Raw genomic sequence first — 699 nt, forward strand, 5'->3', positions numbered from 1 at the left:
CCGACCGACCGCGCCGCCGCCGACCTCGCCGCCGCGCACCCGGAGCTGCCGGACGGCGCGGCGGTCGGCCTGCACCGGCTGCTGGACCCGGCGGACGAGCCCGGCACGGCCCCCGGATCGGTGCTGTACCGGCGCGGCGAGCAGCGCCCGTTCGAGCTGGACCTGCTCGTCCTGCCGGACGCGTCGGGCCTGGACGTCGAGCTGTGCGCGGTGCTGGTCGAGGCGTGCCCGGACGGCGCGCACCTGGTGCTCGGCGGGGAGCCCGGCGCGGCCCCGCCCGCCGCGCCCGGCCGCGTCCTGGAGGACCTGGAGGCGTCCGAGACCGTCCCGGTGGTGGAGTTCGACCCGCGCGGGCCCGGCGGGCCGCTGCAGGAGCTGGCGGCGGCGGTCCGAGGCGGCGCGCTGCCCGCGGTGGCCGCGCCGAACAAGGAGGTCGTGATCGTCCCCGCGATGGGCGAGGAGGAGGCCGTGCACCGCGCCGTGCAGCTGGTCACCGACTCGATCCCGCGCGTGCTGGACATCCCGGCGGCCGAGGTGCAGGTCGTGGCGCTGGCCCCGGCGGGCCCCGCCGCGGCGGGCGCGCTGAACACCGCGCTCAAGGCGCGGCTGAACCCGGGCCCCGGCCGGTTCGGCGGGTTCGACGTCGGCGACCGGGTCGTGGTCGCCGCGCCGCTCCCCCAGGCCGCCGTCGGCGAGACC

The 699-nt window shown here is 80.1% G+C and carries 1 pseudogene; it reads left to right on the plus strand.

Annotated features, from left to right (window positions below):
* A pseudogene (locus DZF91_RS22850) lies at nucleotides 1-699 on the plus strand (helix-hairpin-helix domain-containing protein); the annotation flags it as partial.

It is taken from the genome of Actinomadura logoneensis, from assembly GCF_003428695.1.
Classification (GTDB): domain Bacteria; phylum Actinomycetota; class Actinomycetes; order Streptosporangiales; family Streptosporangiaceae; genus Spirillospora; species Spirillospora logoneensis.